Genomic DNA, 18,152 nt, shown 5'->3' on the forward strand with positions numbered 1-18,152 from the left:
CCTTGGCGCATGGACACATTCGAACTGAATAAAGTTTTGGGAGCAGTGCTGGCGACGTGCCTGGGCCTGCAGGCGCTTCATCTGTTTGCCGGCTCGATCTTCGCAGACGAGATTCCGGCGAAGCCCGGATACGAAGTCGCGATCAAGGAAGAGACCCCGTCCGGAAGCGCGGCCGCGCCCAAGGAGCCGGAAAAGCCGATCGAAGAGCGGCTCGCCAGCGCAGATACCGACCGGGGCAAATCCGTGACCCGGGTCTGCCAGACATGTCACACATTCGAGAAAGGCGGCCCAAACCGCATCGGCCCCAATCTGTGGGGCGTCGTCGAGCGGCAACGAGCGTCCGAAGCCGGCTATGACTACTCGGCAGCGATGAAGGCCAAAGGTGGAAAATGGGACTTCGGTGAGCTCGACAAATTCCTGACCCATCCACAGAGCTACATTCCGGGCACGAAAATGACCTTTGCCGGTGTCCAGAGTGACAAGCAGCGCTCTGATCTCATCGCTTACCTCCGGACCCTCGCCGATAATCCCGTTCCCCTGCCGAAACAGGCCGCCGCGCCGGCTTCCCCGCCTCCAGCTGGCGATCAGAAGCCCGAAGGCGGTCAGCAGCCGCAAGGCGATCAACAGCAGAAACCTCCGAATAAGGGCGGCTAACGCCGAAACAGCCAGCCATAACGGCAGAACGCGTTATACTGCGGCGTCGACCACCCCCGGGGAGAGTTCATGCGGGTTGCGCTCTGCGCTGTCGTTCTGATGATAGGTCTGGCCCTGCGGCCGGCCGCAGCCGAGCCCGACCGTGCCGGAACTGCGTTCTGGAAAGCCGTCCAGGCCACCTGCAACGCCACTGCGGCCAAGCCCGCGAGCCCGCTTGGGCAACGCATCGCGCAGACCGCCATCGACGAGTTCCATCATTTTGGCGGGCACGAGATCGACGCCAACGGCCGGCTGTTCCATTTCGGCCTGACCGAGGCCGAACACGAGGAGGATGATGGCGGCTCGGCACACGCCAAGCTCGGCCAGCTCGGCTGGTGGCAGGTGATGAAATACTGGCGGGCGCTTTATGGCGAAGACGCGCCGAGCAAGCTCGAAGTGCGCGGCTATCGCGACGGCTCGGTTTCCAGTGAGGACGGCCAGGACGCCGCCCTGATGCGGACCAGCGCCGCGGAACTGCTGCGCGCCGCAGACAGCGTCACCGATCCGGCTGCCCGTGAGGTGCTGCGCGAGACCGCGCTCCGCGCCGCAGCCGTCGACACCTCATGGTCGGCGGCCTTCGTCAGCTACATCATCAAGCAGGCCGGCGTTGCGCCGAACGCGTTCCACTTTGCCAACGCGCACCGCGCTTTCATCTACGATGCCTTTGCGACCAGCGCCGGCGAGGTGAAGCACGAAGCGAGCGAACAGGCCTACCGCGCCTGCCCGCTGACCAACACCAGGCCTCGGGTCGGCGATATCATCTGCGCGCATCGCGAGGGCGCGCTCTCCGACCTGAAAGAAAGCGACGTGCGCGAGCGTATCCGATCGGAACTGGAAGGCGGCACCGATGCGCGGACCGTCCGCCGAGCGCATTGCGAGGTCGTGGCGCGTATCGATGCGGGCGCGCGCAAGGTGTACACCATCGGCGGCAACGTCAATCAGGCCGTGGCCGCCAGGAAGCTCAATCTGCATGGCCGCGATCTGAAGTTCTCAGGCGCTCAGGGCAGTTCTTGCAGTGACCGGCGCGCCTGGACGCTGCGCCAGCCCGAGGCCGAAGGCGCGCATGCATCGGGCCATGAGCCGGCCTGCTCGCTGAATGACAAGAAGTGGTTCGTGCTGTTGCAACTGAGATGAGCATCATGGGTGAATGGCAGTCGAAGGGTTTGACAACCGCTTTGCCGGCAATCACGGGCGCCATGCTCGCGCTCTTCGTTTCCGCGACCGACTTGAGAGCGCAGGGCGCGCAGGCAGGTTGCGAGAGCGGGAGCGAGATCGCGGTCCTGCCCTCGCCGCTCGCCCCATGGCGTGGCGCGCCGCTGCGCGTGCTGTTCACCTCCGAAAAGCCGCTCGATGGCGAACTGTCGCTGATCGCGCCGGACGGCCAAGTGGCAGCATCGTCCCGCGAGCGCCACGGCGGACCGCCTTACTTCTGGATCGGCGAAGTGCAGCAGCCTGCTGCGGGCAAGTGGCGCGTAGCGCTCAACCGCAACGGGGCGCCCGCAGGATGCGGGCCGATCGTACGCGAAGTCACCGTGCGCGCCGACAGGCCGGCACCGCCCAGCGCAGTCGCGGGCAGCGTATGGCCGATCCGCGACAACTGGAGCAAAGCCACCGAAAATCTGTTCTCGGCCTGGGTCGAGAAGCTGTTCGATGCGCCGCTCGATCAGGAACTGTCGTGGCCCGCCCTGCACGAGGTGTTGCGCGATCCGTCGCGCAACCTGCTGTTCAATCATCTGGGTCTCAATGAGGACTCGATGAAGGTCGTGCTGCGGCCGGACTGCGCCGACCTGCCGTATTTCCTGCGCGCCTACTTCGCCTTCAAGGTGGGCCTGCCGTTCGGTTATTCGAAATGCTCGCGCGGCGGCGGCGGACGCGCGCCGACCTGTTCGCAATGGTTCAACATCCAGAGCCTTGAGCCGCCGCCTGCTCCCGCCGCGCCGGCTCAAGCGGCCGCGCCGCCGCCTGCCGCAGAGAGTCCGCGGTCGAGCGGTTTCGGCGGCTTGTTCTCGAATGCCCGCAGCGAACCCGTCGCCGCAAGCCCGCCGCCGGCGAGCGCTCCGGTGGCGCCGGCGCCCCAGCGTCTGGGCCTCGCCCGCGGCTTCGGCCAATACGCCTCGGTCATCGGCGGCGCCGTGCATTCCGGATCGGCGCGCACCGCCCTCAACGACAACCACACCGACTATTATCCGGTGCGATTGAGCCAGGAGACGCTGCGACCGGGCACGGTCTATGCCGATCCTTACGGCCATATCCTGATGATCGTGCGCCGCGTGGCGCAGACCGAGCAGAACGCCGGCATCATCCTCGCCGTCGACGGGCAACCCGACGGCACGGTGGCGAGGAAGCGCTTCTGGCGCGGCAACTTCCTGTTCTCCCGCGACCCTGGCCCAGGCTTCAAGCGCTTCCGGCCCGTTGTACGCAAGGGCAGCACGCTGGTGCGGCTGACCAACGAGGAAATCGCCAAGAACCCGCAATATGGCGACTTCTCGCTCGAGCAGGCGCAGATGAGCGTCGACGACTTCTACGATCGCATGGACGACGTCATGTCGCCGCAGCCGCTCAATCCTCTGACTGCCATGAAAGACGCGATCGACTCGCTCGAAGAGCAATCGAAGGTGCGCGTGACCTCGGTGGAGAACGGCCGCAAATACCAGAACAGCGGCCGCGGCGAGATCGGCATGCCGAACGGCGCCGCGATCTTCGAGACCACCGGCGCGTGGGAGGATTTCTCCACGCCGTCGCGAGATCTGCGCATGCTGATCGCGATCGACGTGGTCCGCGGATACCCGGACCGCGTGGCGCGTCGACCGGAGCGCTACGCAATGCCGGCAGGCAAGAGCCCAGCGCAAGTGAAGGACGAATTGCAGAGCATGCTGGCCGCCGAGCTGCCCAATCGCAAGTTCAGCTATCCGCGCACCGACGGCTCGCAGTGGACGCTGTCGCTCAAGGATGTGTTCGACCGCGCCCAGAATCTCGAGATGGCCTACAACCCGAACGATTGCGTCGAGCTGCGCTGGGGCGCTCAGCCGCGAAGCGAAGAGGCATCGACGTGCAAGCGGTCGGCGTCACAAGGCCAGAAGGTGCTGATGGCGAAATACCGGCCGTGGTTCGCCGAGCGGCGGCGACCGCCGAGGCCTTGACGACGAACTATCGCGCCTCGCTGAATGACGATGCGGGCGTGAAATCCGGCAGGCCGGGGAACGCTGCGACCGGAGCCGACTCCGCCGGCGCCGCCGGTTCGCCCGGCATCGGGGCCGGCTGGTGCGTACGGCCGCCGACCGACTTCAGGAACTCGAGATAGGCCGAGTTGACGCCGAGCGCGTCGCGGCCCGCGGCAATCACGGCATCGACCTGATCGACCGGAAGCTTGAGCCGTGTGTCGACCGCATTGAGCGCTTTGGCGCGTTCCGGCCCAAGCTGGTCGAAGCCCACGCGCGTCACGACAAGCTTGATGTCGCGGCAATTCCAGTTGGCCGGCACGCCGTAGCGTCTGCGCAGTTCGGGCGACAGGCTGCAGCGCCAAGCGCTGAGCTGGCGCTGCCAGTCGGACATGATCGACTGGAACGCCGTGAAGCTTGCGTTCACGCTGGCCTGCCCGGCGGTGTCGGCCGCCGCCATGATCAGCTCGGAACCGGTCGGCCCATCCACGGTCTGCACCCAGTTGCCGGAGGGTCCGCGGCCGGCATCGACCAGCACCACCATCATGCGGCGGAGCCGCACCGCCTGCTCGGGCGACAGCGGCTCATGCGGCTCGCGCGCCGCGAGCCGTGAAATGGTGAAGCCCGACAGGCCGAAGTTGTCGACCAGGCCGCCGTCGACCAGCTTGAGATACTTCGTGGTGCCGTCGCGGTAGCTGTACAGCGCGTTGGCAAAGCCCTTGAGCAGCGGTGGCGCGTTCGGGCTCGCATAAGCCCGCTGTAGCCATTCCGGCGGCTGATCGGTGCACTGCTTCGGATAGGTCTTGATGACCATCGGCGTGAACACGATCGGCACCGCGGCCGAAGCCGCGACCGCGTCTGCGATCGGATAGGACGCGAGATCGCTGCACAGCGAGATGAACGACGCCTCGCCGTAAATAAAGGGCGTGCGGTTGTAGATGTCCGAAGCGTTGATCCAGATGCGCGGGCCGGGCGTTTTCCGGAAATCCGCGAAGGTCGCGCCGTTGTAAAGGTTCTGGTCGAGCCAGCGGGCGAACACGCGCACGTCGTTGACGCCGCCGCCCAGCGCCCGCACGAGATTGACCGGATCGATGCTGGTCGAGAGCCCCTCCTCCGCGTTGCGGATCAGGAACCTCTCGCGGAAGTCGTTGAGCGCCTCGCGCTTCTTCAGACCGAAGTACGCCGCGGCGACCGAGCCGCCGGACACACCCGAGACGAACGTGACATTGTCGAGCAGCGAATGCGTTCCGATGCGCGTCCGCACCGTCGTGTCGTTGAGTTCCCGGAGCACGCCATGGGCAAAGGCCGCAGCGCGCATGCCGCCGCCAGAGAAGGCGAGCCCGACAACCACGTCGTCGCCCGCTCCCGAATCCTGGCGGCTCGAGGCGAACGCCTGGGCGGCGTTACCGGTGAGCGGCTGATTGGTCGGATCGCGACTCGCCAATGACGAACAGCCCGCGACCAGAACCGCTAACGCGGTGGCGGACGCAACCTGGCGCAAAAACCTCAAAGCCCCAATCAAACGCGACCCCGACGGCCTTGAAAAAACTGGCCTCATGGAGGGACTTATTCGCCCTCTTGGGTGCTTTATCGGCGCGCAAATCACGCGGCGCAACAAGTAAATTATCGTTAACCAATAATGATTTACGGCCGAAATGCCGCATCGTTTTGGTTAACGCGCAGGCGAAATTTCACTAAAGCAAAGCCACAACAATGAGTTCCCACTCGGTATCGAGCGGTATCGTCACCGGCTTCCGCTTCGCCTGCCGGTACCAATATCCGGCGTTGCCGTCGTCACCCTCCACCCGGTGGAGGTAGGCATGCACCCACGCGGCATCCTGCGAGTGCTGGTCCATCGCCAAGCGGTGCGCCTTGTCCCAGTCGCCCTTCCCGGCCCACCACAGCGCCTTCAATTCGGGCGTGACCTCTTTCGGCGGCACCGCATTGGACAAGCTGCGCTTGAACGCGGCGGGCGTCATGGCTCAGGCCCACCACTTCTCCGGCGTGTAATGGCCTGCAGCGTCCTCGATCACCTGGCCGAGCGAGAACAGCGTCTCCTCGTCGAAAGGCCGGCCGATCAGTTGCAGGCCGAGCGGCAGGCCCTGGCCGTCGAGACCGGCCGGCACCGAAATGCCCGGCAGGCCTGCCATGTTCACCGTCACGGTGAAGACGTCGTTGAGATACATCTCGATCGGATCGGCCCCGCCCTTCTCGCCGATGCCGAACGCCGCCGACGGCGTCGCAGGAGTGAGCATCGCGTCGATGCCCTGCCCGAAGCAGTCCTCGAAGTCCTTCTTGATCAGCGTGCGGACCTTCTGGGCGCGCAGATAATAGGCATCGTAGTAGCCGGCCGAGAGCACGTAAGTGCCGATCATGATGCGGCGGCGGACCTCCTTGCCGAAGCCGCCGGCCCGCGTGTTCTCGTACATGCTCGCAATATCGCGGCCCGCCACGCGCTCGCCGTAACGCACGCCGTCATAGCGCGCGAGGTTCGACGAGGCCTCGGCCGGCGCCACGATGTAATAAGCAGGCAGCGCGTATTTGGTGTGCGGCAGCGATACCTCGACAAGCTCGGCGCCGGCGGCCTTGAGCCATTTGCGCCCCTGCTCCCAAAGCTGCTCGATTTCGGCCGGCATCCCGTCGACGCGGTATTCCTTCGGAATGCCGATCTTCTTGCCCTTGATCGATTGGCCGACCGCAGCCTCGTAGTCCGGCACCGGGATGTCGATCGAGGTGGTGTCCTTCGGATCGTGGCCCGCCATCGATCGCATCATGATCGCGGTGTCGCGCACCGTGCGCGCGAACGGCCCGGCCTGATCGAGCGAGGACGCGAATGCGACGATGCCCCAGCGCGAACAGCGGCCGTAGGTGGGCTTCAATCCGACGATGCCGGTGAACGCTGCCGGCTGGCGAATCGAGCCGCCCGTGTCGGTGCCGGTGGCGCCCAGGCAAAGCCGCGCCGCGACCGCCGCGGCCGAACCGCCGGACGAACCGCCCGGCACGAGCGGCGTGTTGGCGCCCTGTCGCCGCCACGGCGACGTGACGTTGCCCATGAACGACGTCTCGTTCGACGAGCCCATGGCGAATTCGTCGTTGTTGGTCTTGCCGAGCAGCACCGCGCCGTCGCGCCAGAGATGGGCGCTGACCGTCGACTCGTAGGGCGGCACGAAATTGTCGAGGATGTGCGAGCAGGCGGTGGTGCGCACGCCTTCGGTGCAGAACATGTCCTTGATGGCGAGTGGCACGCCTTCGAGCGGGCCGGCGTCGCCCTTGGCGATGCGGGCGTCGGAAGCCTTGGCCATCGCGGCGGCGCGCTCCGGAGTCTCCAGCACATAGGCGTTGAGCGCGCGCGCCTTCTCCATCGCGGCAAGATGCGCGTCGGCCAGTTCAGCGGCGGAGAATTTCTTCTGCTTCAGCCCATCGCGCGCGGCCGCGATGGTGAGCGCGGTCAGTTCACTCATTCAGGGGTGTCGCAGGAAAAGTCGGATTTCTGGCTCTTGGCCGATTTGGTGGCCTTTTTGTTTGCTTTGGCCGGCTGCGCGGTCCCGACTGGAGGAATCCGTTCGCCGATCGGCTCGTCCTCTTGCGGGAACACCGTGACTTGGCACTCCCACGGCTGCGCCTTCTTCTTCGCCTCCTCGACCGCATCGAGATAAGCGTAGAACAGCTGCATCTCCTCACAGGCCATGCACATTATTCGACCACCTTCGGCACGAGGAAGTACTTGCCGTCCGTATTCGGCGCGTTGCGCAGCACCGCGTCGGCATTCTCGCCGTCATTCACCACATCGGCGCGCTTTTTCATCACCATCGGCATCACCGAGGTCATGGGCTCGACGCCCTCGACGTCGACCTGCTGCAACTGCTCGACGAACGACAGAACGGCATTGATCTCGCCACGCAGGTGCTCGACTTCGTCGTCGGCAACCGCAACCCGCGCCAGACGCGCGATACGGCGGACGGTTGCGGCGTCGATTTCGTTGGACACTTTCGGCCTCTTTCACCGGCGGGCCACGAGCCCAGCCTCAAGCCGCGTATAGCAGACGCCGGAATCCCCCGGCAACTGCCGTTCCGATCCCAAAAAACGGGCGCTGCCGGACCGAGTTGCGGCGGAAACCATCAGACACGATATAGTGAGGCGCATGGACGCTCCCAACCCCTCGGCGCTGCCCACTTTTGCCAACCGCACGCCGCTCCGCATCGGCTCGGTCGGGCTGGTGGTGCGCGATCTCGACAAGCTCTCAAGCTTCTACCAGGGCCTGCTGGGGCTCACGATCCAAGAGCGCACCGAAAAGGTCGCGAAGCTCGGCACCGGCGGCGTGACGTTGCTCGAGCTCGAGCACCGGCCAGACGCCCTTCCGGACAATCCGGGAGCCGCGGGCCTCTATCACACGGCCTTCCTGATGCCGACGCGCGCCGATCACGCGCGCTGGATCATGCATATCGCGAAGAACCGCGTGCCGATCACCGGCGCGTCCGACCACGGCGTAAGCGAGGCTTTCTATCTCGACGACCCCGAGGGCAATGGCATCGAGGTCTACAACGACCGGCCGCGCGAGCGCTGGCACTGGGAAGACAAGCTTGTCGTGATGCAGACCAACCATCTCGATATCGAGGCCATTCTCGACGAGATCGATCGCGAGACCGCCACCTATCCGGCTGCGCCCGAAGGGCTGCGCATTGGGCATATTCATCTGCGCGTCGGCAATACCGAGCAGGCCGAAGCGTTTTATCGCGGCGCGATCGGTCTTGATCTGACACGGCGACGCGGCGGCGCGACCTTCATGTCGTCGGGCGGCTATCACCATCACGTCGGCGCCAATGTCTGGCACAGCAAAGGCGCAGGTGCACGGGACAGCAACCATGCCGGGTTGGCTTGGTTCACCATCGAAACTGAGCCCGCCGCAGCCGATGCGCTCCGCGACCGGCTCAAGGCCGCAAACGCCCCCATTGAGGCTGCGCACGGCCATGTCGAGACCGCCGACCCCTGGGGCACCCGCATTCGCATCGTGAAGGGCTAAGCGGCTATAACGGCCCCATGCCTGCTCCGATTCTCGCTTTGGCCGACGCGGCTCCGCACCTGCCGCCGCGCGGCAGCCTGCTCGGCCTCGACCTCGGCACCAAGACCATTGGTGTAGCGACGTCGGACGCCGACCGCAGGCTCGCCACCGGCGTCGAGACGGTCATGCGCAAGACCTTCACCGAGGATGCCAAGCGTCTGCTCGGGCTTGCGGCCGAGCGGCGCTGCGTCGGATTTGTGCTGGGCTTGCCGCTCAACATGGACGGCAGCGAGGGCCCCCGCGCCCAGTCGGTGCGCGCCTTCGCGCGCAATTTTTCCAGGCTCACCGATTTGCCGATCGCGTTGTGGGACGAGCGGCTGTCGACCGCAGCGGTCGAGCGCGAGTTGATTGCGGCTGACGTCAGCCGCAAAAAGCGCGCGGCGGTGATCGATCAGCATGCCGCGATCTTCATTCTGCAAGGAGCCCTCGACCGGCTCGCGCACATCGCAACGAGCGAAGGGCCCGGCTGATAGCCGGGCCCTTTCGTTCTTGTGCTCAATGCAGTGCCTTAGTAGTCCCGCCCCTGCATCTTCCAATCCTGCCACGGCGCGACCGTGTTGCTGTTGTAACCCGAGCCTGGGTCGTAGTGACGTGGTGTCGAGCGGGTCTCGACATGCCGACCGCGGTACCGGTAGCCCGGCGCATACGCATAAGCGTCATAGGCCGGAGCATCGTAAGCGGGCGTGTAGGCGTAGTCCGGCGCGTAGGCATACGAATCATAGCCCGGTTCATACGCGTAGCCCGGCCCGTAGTAGCCGCCATACGCCGCATTCGCCGCCGCGGCGCCGACCGCCGCGCCCACCGCGAGACCCGCCGCACCCGCGACCCAGCGGCCGCCACGCGCTTCCGATGACGTCACCGAAGCGAGCGCAAGCGCGCCCACCGCGCCAAGCACCAGTGCAGATTTGGCAAAAGTATTCATGGCAATCTCCTGTGTCGCTCGATCGGGCATTACGCCGCCCGCCCGCGGCTGAAACGCGCTCGCGGGTTCGGCTACCAACGCCGCTTTAAATCTGTTGTTCCTCCGCAACACGCGGCGGGATCGCAGAGATTCCGCACACGTTGCCGTGAATTGCGGGAACCAAAGTCAGGCTGGAAGGATCCTGTTGATCACCAATAACGTTTCGGCCGCATCAAGCCCGGCCGTGCCGTAGGTCGCACCAAGCCGGCCGTCCCGAAGGCGGGTGCGCGCATAGGTCGCCGCGAGCTTTCCAGCCGGGCCCGCAGCGAGCGCCGCGGCAGCCGCAAGCTGCGCCAGCCGTTCGGTCGCAGCACGCGCGGCGGCTTCATTGGTTTCCATCGTCAACGTTTTGACGATCCACTCGGCGGCCTCAGGGGCGCCGGGCAATGACTTGGCCTCGCGGGCAAGCTCCGCGATCACGGCACTTGCCGCCTCGCGCTCGCGGCCAAATGCGCGCAACACATCGAGGCTCATGACGTTGCCCGAGCCTTCCCAGATGGCGTTGACCGGAGCCTCGCGATAGAGCCGCGCCATGGAAAGCTCCTCGACGTAACCGTTGCCGCCAAGGCACTCCATGGCTTCATAGACCAACGCCGGCGCCGTCTTGCACACCGCGTATTTGATCGCCGGCGTCAGCAGCCTGGCGCGCGCCGCTTCGGTCGGCGATGTCGCCCCAAGATCAAAGGACCGGCAGAGCCGCATCACCGACGCGACCGCACCCTCCACCTCCAGCGCCATGTCGGCCAGCACCGTTCGCATCATCGGCTGTTCGGCGAGCGGCTTGCCGAACACGCTGCGATGGCGGCAGTGATGCATCGCCTGCGCCACCGCGGCGCGCATCATGCCGGCGGATGAGATCGCGCAATCGAGCCGCGTCAACTGCACCATCGGCAGGATGGTGCGGATGCCGGCACCTTCGTCACCGACCTTGAGTGCATAAGCGTTGTCGAATTCGACTTCCGACGAGGCGTTGGAGCGGTTGCCGAGCTTGTCTTTGAGGCGTTGGAATCGCAGCCCGTTGATGTGTCCGTCCGGTGTAAAGCGCGGCAGAAAAAAGCACGTCAATCCGCCCGGCGCCTGGGCCAGCACCAGAAATGCGTCGCACATCGGCGCCGACATGAACCACTTGTGGCCCGTGATGCGATAGGCGTCACCATCCGGCTCGGCGCGCGTGGTGTTGCTGCGCACGTCGGTGCCGCCCTGCTTCTCGGTCATGCCCATGCCGAGCGTGATGCCGATCTTCTCGCGCCACGGCCGCAGCATCGGGTCGTAGTGCCGCGACATCAGTTTCGGCATCAGCATCTTCACGAGAGAAGCTTCGCCGCCGAAGCCCGCCACGGCGGCCCGCGTCATCGTCACCGGGCACATGTGCCCGTTCTCGACCTGCGCCACCATGTAGAAGCGCGCCGCGCGCACCACCTCGGCGGGCGCCCTCGCCCGCGTCGCATCCGGCTGCCAGGTCGAGGCGTGGAGCCCTGCCGAGATGCTCTCGGTCATGAAGCGGTGGTAGGCCTGATGAAACTCGACGGTGTCGCTCCGTCGGCCCTTGGCGTCGAAGGTTTTCAGCCGGGGCGGAAATTCGTTCGCCAGCTGCGCCATGTCGAACATCGCAGCCGAGCCCCAACGGCGGCCAAAGGCGCCCAGCGCCGGGCCGTCGGCCTCGGCGCCGTTGGACATCACGGCTTCCTGCAGCGCGCGGTCGCCGCCGTAGAGGTCGACGTCCGCATAGGGCGGCGACTGGTTGGGAACTTCCGGTGTGTCGGACTGTGTCATTGGCCTGGCGATTCCCGACAATTTTACCAGGAATGCGGCGATCCGTGCGGCTGCCGTCGCGGTGCCATTTTGGGCTGGGGATGCCGGAGCTTCTGCCCTTGCGGGGGGTACCGGGTGAGCCTATACGACAGGCTTTAATGAACATCGCCCACAAGTCCACCTTCGTCCTCAGCAGCCGCCATTTGCTGGGAATCGAGGGGCTTTCGCACGACGATATCGTGGGATTGCTCGATCTCGCCGAGGAGTTCGTCACCCTCAACCGCCAGATCGAGAAGAAGACCGCTTCGCTGCGCGGCCGCACCCTCATCAACATGTTCTTCGAGGCCTCGACCCGCACCCAGGCCTCGTTCGAGCTCGCCGGCAAGCGGCTCGGCGCCGACGTGATGAACATGTCGGTGTCATCGTCCTCGATCCGCAAGGGCGAGACCCTGATCGACACCGCGGTGACGCTCAACGCCATGCATCCCGACCTGATCGTGATGCGCCACCACGCCTCGGGCGCGGTGGCGCTGCTTGCGCAGAAGGTCGATTGCTCGGTGATCAACGCCGGCGACGGCCAGCACGAGCACCCGACCCAGGCGCTGCTCGATGCGCTGACCATCCGCCGGCGCAAGGGCCGTATCGAAGGCCTTACGGTCGCGATCTGCGGCGACATCCTGCATTCGCGCGTCGCACGCTCCAACATCATCCTGCTCAACACGCTCGGCGCCCGCGTCCGCGTGGTGGCGCCGTCGACGCTGCTGCCACCTGGCATCGAGCGCTTCGGCGTGGAGGTGACCCGCGACATGCGCGAGGGGCTCTCGGGCTGCGATATCGTGATGATGCTGCGTTTGCAGCGCGAGCGGATGAACGGCTCCTTCGTGCCGTCGGTGCAGGAATACGCCGCTTATTTCGGGCTCGACCAGAAGAAGCTCGCTTACGCCAAGCCCGACGCGCTGGTGATGCATCCCGGGCCGATGAACCGCGGCGTTGAGATCGACTCCATCGTCGCCGACGGCGCGCAGTCGCTCATCCGCGAGCAGGTCGAGATGGGCGTCGCGGTCCGCATGGCGGTGCTCGAAGCGCTGTCGCGAAATCTGCCGAATGCGTAATCCTCTCCACTTGTCATTCCGGGGCGCCGCGAAGCGGCGAACCCGGAATCCAGTTGCATACTCCGACTTCTCGTCTGGATTCCGGGTTCGCTCGCTTCGCGAGCGCCCCGGAATGACGGAGCAAGCTTCATGCTGATTGACCGCCGCGACCGCCGCCCGATCCTGCTCGCCAATGCGCGGATCATGGATCCGTCGCGCGACCTCGATTTGACCGGCGATCTGCTCCTGGCCGACGGCGTGGTCCGCGAGGCCAAGCGCGGCATTGGCGCGGCCGGCGTGCCGGAGGGCACCGAGGTGGTCGATTGCCGCGGCAAGATTGCAGCGCCCGGCCTGATCGACATGCGCGCCTTCGTCGGCGAGCCCGGCGCCGAAGGCCGCGAGACCATTGCATCGGCGACCCAGGCTGCGGCCGCGGGCGGCGTCACCACCATCGTCTGTCAGCCCGACACCGAGCCCGCGATCGACGATCCTACCATCGTGGATTTCATCCAGCGCCGCGCGCGGGACACCGGCATCGTGAATGTGCTGGTGATGGCAGCGCTTACCAAAGGGCTCAAGGGCGAGGAGATGACCGAGATCGGCCTCCTCAAGGCCGCAGGCGCGGTCGGCTTCACGGACGGCGCGCGCAGCGTCACCGACGCGCAGGTGATGCGCCGGGCGCTGACCTACGCGCGCGACTTCGACGCGCTGATCGCGCACCACACCGAAGACCCCGACCTCACCGGCGAAGGCGTCATGAACGAAGGCGAGTTCGCCGCCCGCCTCGGCCTGATCGGAGCGCCGAAGGCCGCCGAGACCATCATGCTCGAGCGCGACATGCGGCTCGTCGGTCTCACCGAAGGCCGCTATCACGCCGCCTCCGTGACGTGCTCGGATTCGCTCGACGTGCTCAGGCGCGCCAAGGACGCAGGCCTGTCGGTCACCGCATCGGCCTCGATCAATCATCTGGCGCTGAACGAGAACGACGTTGGCGCCTACCGCACCTTTTTCAAGCTGTCGCCGCCCCTGCGCAACGAAGAGGACCGCCGTGCCCTGCTCGATGCGCTGGAGCAAGGTTTGATCGACGTGGTGATGTCCGACCACAACCCGCAGGACGTCGAGGTGAAGCGCCTGCCCTTCGCCGAAGCCGCGCCGGGCGCGATCGGCATCGAGACCATGCTGCCGGCCGTTCTGCGGCTCGTGCACGGCGGCGATCTCAAGCTCATGACCGCGCTCAAGGCGCTGTCGACCAAGCCCGCTGAGCTTCTGGGGCTTCCTGGCGGCACCCTGCGGCCCGGCGCCCCCGCCGACGTGGTGGTGATCGATCCCGATGAGCCCTGGATTCTCGACCGTGACGAGTTGAAGTCGAAGTGCCGCAACACGCCGTTCGACGAGGCCCGGATGCAGGGCCGCGCGGTGCGCACCATCGTCGGCGGCCGCACCGTCTACGAATACGTGTGACAGCCTTTCCGCCAGGAGAACGGCCTTGGACACGTCCCAGATCATCATCGCATTCGTGGTCGGCTATGCGCTCGGTTCGGTCCCGTTCGGCCTGCTGCTGACGAAATTTACTGGCGCGGGCGACATCCGCTCGATCGGCTCCGGCAATATCGGCGCCACCAACGTGCTGCGCACCGGCCGCAAAGGTCTCGCGGCCGGCACGCTGCTCGGCGACATGCTGAAAGGCACTGTTGCCGTGCTGCTGATGCGATGGTGGGCCGGCTCCGATGCCGGCCTGATCGCGGCGCTCGGCGCGGTCGTTGGCCACATCTTTCCGGTGTGGCTGAAATTCAAAGGCGGCAAAGGCGTCGCGACCTATATCGGCGTGCTGCTCGCGGTGTCGTGGATCGCTGCGCTGATCTTCGGCGTGGTCTGGGGCGTCGTCGCCTGGCTCACGCGCTATTCGTCGCTGTCGGGACTGGCCGCAAGCGGGCTCACGCCCGTGGTGCTGGCGTTCATGGTCGGCGGCAACGCCGCGCTGTTGTTTGCCGCACTCACCGCGCTGGTCTGGTACATGCACCGCGCCAACATCCAGCGGCTTTTGGCCGGCACCGAGTCCAAAATCGGCCAATCCAAGACGGCCGCGCCGGAAGCCTGACGACGGTCGGCGAAAACTCATACGAGCCTTGCTGTGACGCCGCGGAACCGGTCATGGACCGGCCGGTTTTGATCGCCTGAGGGAGGCGTGCCATGGAACGCGCGTATTATAGCATCGTCAAAATGAACGGCTGCAGCCGTTGGGCAATCCGTCACGACGGCAAGCTGTCGGGCGATTATTCCAGCAAAGAAGCGGCATTCGAAGCCGCTGTGACGCCGGCGTCGAACGCCATCAAACAGGGCCACCCGGTGACGATTTCGGTCGAAGGCACGGAAGCCAGCGAGCCGATGCTCTAGTTCGATTTCCCAAGGGCGCCGTTTCGACAACCATTTCACCAGAAGGTACGGAACGGCAAATCCGAACACGTCTATCGCGGTGCCGAAATTCTTCCATTGTGGAGGGCTATAGCCCCAGAATTCATATCCGGCGTGGTATGCCCAATAGGTTGTGGGTACACGACCGCGAGGCCGATCACGCCCGCGATGACCGCCGCGCGCGGTTCCAGGACTTCGTACCACTCCAGCTTTTTCACGGCAGCGCCCTGTGACTGGCGCATATGTTGAACATGGGTGGTTTATGTTTCGTAGATATCAACGAGCAACACTCCTCGATCTTCCCATCAATCGACTGTCCCACCGCGCCCAATTGACGGTTGTAACCACGCCTCTTGCCGCGCCATTCTGCCCGCGTCGCGGAGGGCGAGCGGGTGTCGACCAGGCAGTTGAAGACCGATGTGAAGCTGACCGACAGCCAGCGGCTCGACTGGCTGCGGCTGATCCGCAGCAGCAATGTCGGGCCGATCACCTTTCGCACGCTGATCAATCGCTATGGCAGCGCGCGCGCTGCGCTCGAGGCTTTGCCGGGCCTCGCCCAGCGTGGCGGCGCGAGCAAGCCGATCCGCATTTGCAGCGTATCCGACGCAGAACGCGAGCTTGAAGCGTCGCAGCGGCGAGGCATCTCGCTGATCGCGCTCAGCGAGCCAGACTATCCGGCGCGGCTGCGCATGATCGACGATGCGCCGCCGCTCATCGGCGTGCGCGGCAAGGCCTCGGTGCTGACATCGCACATGATCGCGCTAGTCGGCTCGCGCAACGCGTCGGCGGCCGGCGTAAAATTCGCCGAGCGCATCGCCCACGAACTTGGCGCCGCGGGCTTCATCATCGTGTCGGGACTGGCCCGCGGCATCGATGCCGGCGCGCATCGCGCGAGTGTTGCAAGCGGCACGGTCGCGGTGCTGGCCGGCGGCCACGACAATATCTATCCATCCGAGCACGTGCCGCTGCTCGAACAGATCCTGCCGAATGGCGCGGCCGTCACCGAGATGCCGCTCGGCTGGCGGCCGCGCGCGGCCGACTTTCCCCGCCGCAACCGGCTGATCTCCGGGCTTTCGGTAGGCGTGATCATCGTCGAGGCGGCGCAGCGCTCGGGCTCGCTGATCACCGCGCGGATGGCTGCCGAACAGGGCCGCGAAGTGTTCGCGGTGCCGGGCTCACCGCTCGATCCGCGCGCCGAAGGCACCAATGGCCTGCTCAAGCAGGGCGCGACGCTCTGTACGGAAGCAGCCGATGTGCTGGCGGTGGTGCGGCCGATCCTGGGGCAGCAGGTCGGCGGCGGCTTTGAGGAACCCAGCGGCGATCCCTTGGCTGGAGGCGAGCCTCCGGGTGATCAGAGACAGCGCATCATCGGCCTCCTAGGTCCCGCACCGGTCAGCGTCGACGACCTGGTCCGGCTGTCGCAGTCCTCACCCGCGACCGTGCGCATCGTGCTGCTGGAACTGGAACTCGCCGGTCGCCTGGAACGCCATGGCGGCGGGCTCGTGTCGCTGGTGTAAACTGTGCCCATGATTTCGCGTCGCACCTTCGCCCTTTCCCTGCCTGCTCTCGCGCTCGCCACATCCGCGCAGGCGCAGATCGTCCACACCCGCGGTCTCGACTTCGATCAGTTCGTCACCGAACTGTGGAAGGACGCCCAGGCCAAGGGCATCACCCGCATCACCTTCGCCAAAGCCTTCGCCGACGTCACTCCGGACGCCCGGGTGATCGCGACCACCAAGAAGCAGCCCGAATACAACAAGCCGGCCGGCGCCTACGTCACCTCGGCCGCATCGGTGACGAACCTGAAGGAAGGGCAGAAGAAGGAGACGCAGTGGCGTCAGACCTTGGACGCCATCGAGAAGCGCTTCAAGGTCGAGCGCTGGGTGATCCTCGCGATCTGGGGCATGGAAACGTCCTACGGTGCCCTCAAGGACAAATGGGACGGCATCCGGTCGCTCGCGACGCTTGCCTTCGTGAAATACCGCGATCCTTATTTCCGCAACGAACTCCTGGTCGCACTCCGCATCATCCAGGACGGCCATATCGCGCGCGAAAAATTCGCCACCTCCTGGGCCGGCGCCATGGGCCAGCCTCAGTTCATGCCGAGCAACTTCGTCGAATACGCCATCGATTTCGACGGTGACGGCAAGCGCGACATCTGGACCAGCGTGCCGGACGTTCTGGCGTCCATGGCGAACTATTTCTCCAGGGCCGCTGGCGGCTGGAAATGGGGCGTGCCTTGGGGCTTCGAGGTTTCGGTGCCCAAGGAATTCGACCTGATGAAAAGCCGGGCGACGTTCGAGGAATGGGCCACGCTCGGCGTCAGGCGCGCCGATGGCAAACCCTACCCGGCAAACGGTGACGGCATTTTGTTTTTTCCGGCAGGCCTGCCCGGTCCGGCCTTCATCGTCACGCCGAACTTCGAAGTTATCAAGGACTACAACGACTCCGACGTCTATGCGCTCGCCATCGGCACGCTGTCCGACATGATGCAGGGCGGCAGCGGCACCACCAAAACGCCCTGGCCGAAGGAGCCGACGCAACTGCCCCGCGACGACCGGATCGCGCTGCAGAAGCGCCTCGCCGAGCTCGGCTACGACCAGACCCGCTTCACCGCACATATCGATTTCAAGATGCGCGACTTCGTGCGCGCCGAGCAGAAGAAGTACGGCCTCGTCACCGACGGCCAGCCGAATGCGGCGCTGCTCGACAAGATGGGCGTCAAGCGGCAGCCCTAGAAGCAGCGGCGTTCGTGGCGGGATGAATTTTCCTTTGCCATGTGCTGGCTCTGCTAGCACGCACCTCATGCTCGAACTCACGACTGCAGCAGTCTTCTTCTTATTTTTTCGGTTCGATTGACTTCGTTGCAGCGCAGTGACGAACTGCTGCAACGCAATGAAGACGTGACGTGCCGCTTTTGAAGCAGTCATCAAAAACAGACTGCGCTTGAGCGTCAAAGATCCGAGTCAGGAAATGATCGTTCTGCCTTTGATGTCTGCCACCGACGCAGTTTGCGCGAGCCTCCT

General features: G+C 65.4%; 18 protein-coding genes. 11 read left to right on the forward strand and 7 right to left on the reverse strand.

Translation table 11 applies throughout. The features are described 5' to 3' along the window. Positions 1 to 9: 9 nt before the first annotated feature. From RHPLAN_RS21545 to RHPLAN_RS21555, 3 genes are all read left to right on the forward strand, one after another. Entirely contained in the window at positions 10 to 654 is a 645-nt protein-coding gene (locus tag RHPLAN_RS21545; RefSeq protein WP_084245309.1) for a c-type cytochrome, read from the forward strand. Between the two features lie 69 nt (positions 655 to 723). Then, positions 724 to 1,827, forward strand: coding sequence for a DUF2272 domain-containing protein (locus RHPLAN_RS21550; protein ID WP_068021728.1), 1,104 nt, complete (start codon positions 724 to 726; stop codon positions 1,825 to 1,827). Positions 1,828 to 1,832: 5 nt separating this feature from the next. Next, a complete protein-coding gene (locus RHPLAN_RS21555; RefSeq protein WP_068031631.1) occupies positions 1,833 to 3,833 on the forward strand; it encodes a hypothetical protein in 2,001 nt (666 codons plus the stop codon). Between the two features lie 7 nt (positions 3,834 to 3,840). Here the strand turns inward: RHPLAN_RS21555 and RHPLAN_RS21560 are convergent, their stop codons facing one another. The 5 genes from RHPLAN_RS21560 to gatC form a co-directional block, all read right to left on the reverse strand. Next, positions 3,841 to 5,295 carry a patatin-like phospholipase family protein gene (locus RHPLAN_RS21560; protein ID WP_237179880.1) on the reverse strand — a complete coding sequence of 485 codons (1,455 nt, stop codon included), beginning with the start codon at positions 5,293 to 5,295 and terminating at the stop codon, positions 3,841 to 3,843. Positions 5,296 to 5,545: 250 nt separating this feature from the next. Next, on the reverse strand, positions 5,546 to 5,830 hold the full coding sequence (locus RHPLAN_RS21565; protein WP_068021731.1) for a hypothetical protein: 285 nt from the start codon (positions 5,828 to 5,830) through the stop codon (positions 5,546 to 5,548). Between the two features lie 3 nt (positions 5,831 to 5,833). Then, positions 5,834 to 7,312 (reverse strand): Asp-tRNA(Asn)/Glu-tRNA(Gln) amidotransferase subunit GatA, encoded by a 1,479-nt coding sequence (gene gatA / locus RHPLAN_RS21570; protein ID WP_068021734.1) that lies wholly within the window; start codon positions 7,310 to 7,312, stop codon positions 5,834 to 5,836. Then, complete coding sequence (locus tag RHPLAN_RS21575; protein ID WP_157100397.1) at positions 7,309 to 7,539, reverse strand: hypothetical protein; 231 nt, start codon at positions 7,537 to 7,539, stop codon at positions 7,309 to 7,311. The genes gatA and RHPLAN_RS21575 overlap by 4 nt, the downstream gene beginning before the upstream one ends. Before the next feature lie 5 nt (positions 7,540 to 7,544). Continuing rightward, complete coding sequence (gene gatC, locus RHPLAN_RS21580; RefSeq protein WP_068031634.1) at positions 7,545 to 7,826, reverse strand: Asp-tRNA(Asn)/Glu-tRNA(Gln) amidotransferase subunit GatC; 282 nt, start codon at positions 7,824 to 7,826, stop codon at positions 7,545 to 7,547. A gap of 166 nt (positions 7,827 to 7,992) precedes the next feature. Between gatC and RHPLAN_RS21585 the strand changes: the two genes are divergently transcribed. After that, positions 7,993 to 8,871 (forward strand): VOC family protein, encoded by an 879-nt coding sequence (locus RHPLAN_RS21585; protein ID WP_084245313.1) that lies wholly within the window; start codon positions 7,993 to 7,995, stop codon positions 8,869 to 8,871. Between the two features lie 17 nt (positions 8,872 to 8,888). Then, entirely contained in the window at positions 8,889 to 9,380 is a 492-nt protein-coding gene (gene ruvX, locus RHPLAN_RS21590) for a Holliday junction resolvase RuvX (RefSeq protein WP_068021754.1), read from the forward strand. 38 nt (positions 9,381 to 9,418) lie between these two features. Here ruvX and RHPLAN_RS21595 read toward each other — a convergent pair whose 3' ends face one another. Next, the gene (locus RHPLAN_RS21595) at positions 9,419 to 9,832 is read right to left on the reverse strand and encodes a hypothetical protein (RefSeq protein ID WP_068021757.1); all 414 of its coding nucleotides are present in this window, start codon (positions 9,830 to 9,832) and stop codon (positions 9,419 to 9,421) included. 165 nt (positions 9,833 to 9,997) lie between these two features. Continuing rightward, entirely contained in the window at positions 9,998 to 11,644 is a 1,647-nt protein-coding gene (locus RHPLAN_RS21600) for an acyl-CoA dehydrogenase family protein (RefSeq protein ID WP_068021760.1), read from the reverse strand. A 137-nt stretch (positions 11,645 to 11,781) separates the two neighbouring features. Between RHPLAN_RS21600 and RHPLAN_RS21605 the strand changes: the two genes are divergently transcribed. From RHPLAN_RS21605 to RHPLAN_RS21630, 6 genes are all read left to right on the forward strand, one after another. Then, positions 11,782 to 12,735 (forward strand): aspartate carbamoyltransferase catalytic subunit, encoded by a 954-nt coding sequence (locus tag RHPLAN_RS21605; protein ID WP_068021762.1) that lies wholly within the window; start codon positions 11,782 to 11,784, stop codon positions 12,733 to 12,735. A gap of 129 nt (positions 12,736 to 12,864) precedes the next feature. After that, complete coding sequence (locus RHPLAN_RS21610; protein ID WP_068021769.1) at positions 12,865 to 14,175, forward strand: dihydroorotase; 1,311 nt, start codon at positions 12,865 to 12,867, stop codon at positions 14,173 to 14,175. Positions 14,176 to 14,200: 25 nt separating this feature from the next. Further along, complete coding sequence (gene plsY / locus RHPLAN_RS21615) at positions 14,201 to 14,812, forward strand: glycerol-3-phosphate 1-O-acyltransferase PlsY (RefSeq protein ID WP_068021771.1); 612 nt, start codon at positions 14,201 to 14,203, stop codon at positions 14,810 to 14,812. Between the two features lie 92 nt (positions 14,813 to 14,904). Beyond that, on the forward strand, positions 14,905 to 15,108 hold the full coding sequence (locus RHPLAN_RS21620) for a hypothetical protein (RefSeq protein ID WP_068021774.1): 204 nt from the start codon (positions 14,905 to 14,907) through the stop codon (positions 15,106 to 15,108). A 410-nt stretch (positions 15,109 to 15,518) separates the two neighbouring features. Next, positions 15,519 to 16,643: a DNA-processing protein DprA gene (gene dprA / locus RHPLAN_RS21625; protein WP_237179881.1), complete on the forward strand. Its 1,125-nt coding sequence runs from the start codon at positions 15,519 to 15,521 to the stop codon at positions 16,641 to 16,643. A gap of 9 nt (positions 16,644 to 16,652) precedes the next feature. Then, positions 16,653 to 17,864: a lytic murein transglycosylase gene (locus tag RHPLAN_RS21630; RefSeq protein WP_068021776.1), complete on the forward strand. Its 1,212-nt coding sequence runs from the start codon at positions 16,653 to 16,655 to the stop codon at positions 17,862 to 17,864. Positions 17,865 to 18,152: the final 288 nt, after the last annotated feature.

This window comes from Rhodoplanes sp. Z2-YC6860, from assembly GCF_001579845.1.
Taxonomy (GTDB): domain Bacteria; phylum Pseudomonadota; class Alphaproteobacteria; order Rhizobiales; family Xanthobacteraceae; genus Z2-YC6860.

What these genes read in the sequence shown, in the direction of transcription:
- RHPLAN_RS21545 (WP_084245309.1), top strand. Translation starts at nt 10, where the DNA reads ATGGACACATTCGAACTGAATAAAGTTTTGGGAGCAGTGCTGGCGACG.
- RHPLAN_RS21550 (WP_068021728.1), top strand. Translation starts at nt 724, where the DNA reads ATGCGGGTTGCGCTCTGCGCTGTCGTTCTGATGATAGGTCTGGCCCTG.
- RHPLAN_RS21605 (WP_068021762.1), top strand. Translation starts at nt 11,782, where the DNA reads ATGAACATCGCCCACAAGTCCACCTTCGTCCTCAGCAGCCGCCATTTG.
- RHPLAN_RS21610 (WP_068021769.1), top strand. Translation starts at nt 12,865, where the DNA reads ATGCTGATTGACCGCCGCGACCGCCGCCCGATCCTGCTCGCCAATGCG.
- gatA (WP_068021734.1), bottom strand. Translation starts at nt 7,312, where the DNA reads ATGAGTGAACTGACCGCGCTCACCATCGCGGCCGCGCGCGATGGGCTG.
- RHPLAN_RS21630 (WP_068021776.1), top strand. Translation starts at nt 16,653, where the DNA reads ATGATTTCGCGTCGCACCTTCGCCCTTTCCCTGCCTGCTCTCGCGCTC.
- ruvX (WP_068021754.1), top strand. Translation starts at nt 8,889, where the DNA reads ATGCCTGCTCCGATTCTCGCTTTGGCCGACGCGGCTCCGCACCTGCCG.
- RHPLAN_RS21575 (WP_157100397.1), bottom strand. Translation starts at nt 7,539, where the DNA reads ATGGCCTGTGAGGAGATGCAGCTGTTCTACGCTTATCTCGATGCGGTC.
- RHPLAN_RS21595 (WP_068021757.1), bottom strand. Translation starts at nt 9,832, where the DNA reads ATGAATACTTTTGCCAAATCTGCACTGGTGCTTGGCGCGGTGGGCGCG.
- RHPLAN_RS21585 (WP_084245313.1), top strand. Translation starts at nt 7,993, where the DNA reads ATGGACGCTCCCAACCCCTCGGCGCTGCCCACTTTTGCCAACCGCACG.
- RHPLAN_RS21620 (WP_068021774.1), top strand. Translation starts at nt 14,905, where the DNA reads ATGGAACGCGCGTATTATAGCATCGTCAAAATGAACGGCTGCAGCCGT.
- RHPLAN_RS21555 (WP_068031631.1), top strand. Translation starts at nt 1,833, where the DNA reads ATGGGTGAATGGCAGTCGAAGGGTTTGACAACCGCTTTGCCGGCAATC.
- RHPLAN_RS21565 (WP_068021731.1), bottom strand. Translation starts at nt 5,830, where the DNA reads ATGACGCCCGCCGCGTTCAAGCGCAGCTTGTCCAATGCGGTGCCGCCG.
- RHPLAN_RS21600 (WP_068021760.1), bottom strand. Translation starts at nt 11,644, where the DNA reads ATGACACAGTCCGACACACCGGAAGTTCCCAACCAGTCGCCGCCCTAT.